The organism is Thiorhodococcus mannitoliphagus (genome assembly GCF_010915725.1).
GTDB classification, from domain to species: Bacteria; Pseudomonadota; Gammaproteobacteria; order Chromatiales; family Chromatiaceae; genus Thiorhodococcus; species Thiorhodococcus mannitoliphagus.
In genome coordinates, this window is the sequence record NZ_JAAIJR010000335.1 from 1 (window position 1) to 1,288 (window position 1,288).

Here is a 1,288-nt window from a genome sequence, read left to right on the forward strand (position 1 = left end):
GACTGACTGTCCGGCTTCGATCGGAACGGCTGTCCGCTTTCCTTCGGACTGGGTGTCCGGTTTCACTGGAATACGCAGTGATCGCACCTTTCTTGGGTAGGATCATTTCCGGAATTCGGCCTAGTGCGCGCAACAGGCCCAAAACCAATAGGGCCATTTTAAGCCTGGACTAGAATCCTCGAGGGCGCAAAATGCTTGCAGATGAGTCAAATTTCGATGAAGCGTCCGACCATCCAAAGCCGTCGGTATCGGTATCGGTATCGGTATCGGTATCGGTATCGGTATCGGTATCGGGATCGGTATCGGGATCGGGATCGGGATCGGGATCGGGATCGGGATCGGGATCGAACCGACGATAGCGATCCCGATTCCGATTCCGATAGCGATCCCGATGGCATGACGCGTCGGTCTGAGGCGAAGCCTCGCTAGAAGGCTAGACCTAACCCTGCGCCCTGCCCCCTCCTGATTCCACCTCCACCAGCGACTATTCCTCCTGCTGCCGTGCCTTGCAGGCACATGCCGCAGGTTTGGCGGCGGTTGTCTGGGATGTCTGAGTCTGCCTTTGCTTGCCAGACTCCGAGGTAGTGGACAGGGTGGTGCACCCGCTCAGTAGGGTGCTGACGGAGAGGGCGATCATGCAAGAGAGGGGGCGAGCGATCATGTGTCTATCCTGGTGCAACGATGAATCACGGATTGAATGGATGGGCGGTGTCTATTGGGCCGCTATCCTTCCTGAAGAGTATCAATAGGGTCACTTTATGAGGATGATGAATGGCATCAGCCCTCAGTCGACCGGAATCAAACTGCCGTCCTTGACAGCCTTGAGGGAGAAGGAAGATTCGATCGAGGTCACTCCAGGCAGTGAGCGGATCCGGGCGCTGATGAGTTCGCCGTATTCGCTCAGGTTGCGGGCGACGACGCAGAGCAGGAAGTCGGTGGCGCCCGAGACGGTGTGGCACCAGAGGATCTGGGGAATCTCCCGCACCTCTTGCTCGAAGGCCTGTTCCAGCGTCGGGTCATGGCGGCCGAAGCGGACGTGGACGAAGGCGGTGACCTCGTAGCCGAGCGCGCTCGGGTCGATCAGGGCGCGATAGCCGCAGATCACGCCGGACTCTTCGAGCGCGCGCACCCGTCGCCAGGTCGGGGCCTCGGCCAGGTGGATCTCTTCCGCCAGCGAGGCGTTGGTGGCGCGTCCGTCGAGCTGCAGGCATTGCAGAACTCCTGACATACGCCCATTAACTCGCTGAAATGGTGTTATAATTCTGGCTTGAATCGATAAATAAATACG

The 1,288-nt window shown here is 58.7% G+C and carries 1 protein-coding gene; it reads right to left on the minus strand.

Going from position 1 to position 1,288, the window contains the following annotated elements:
• Positions 1–784: 784 nt before the first annotated feature.
• Positions 785–1,228, minus strand: a complete 444-nt coding sequence (locus G3480_RS26700) for an Lrp/AsnC family transcriptional regulator (RefSeq protein ID WP_164657218.1) — start codon at positions 1,226–1,228, stop codon at positions 785–787.
• Positions 1,229–1,288: the final 60 nt, after the last annotated feature.

Excerpts from the sequence above, each read along its gene's own strand:
- G3480_RS26700 (WP_164657218.1), bottom strand. The coding sequence starts at position 1,228 with ATGTCAGGAGTTCTGCAATGCCTGCAGCTCGACGGACGCGCCACCAAC.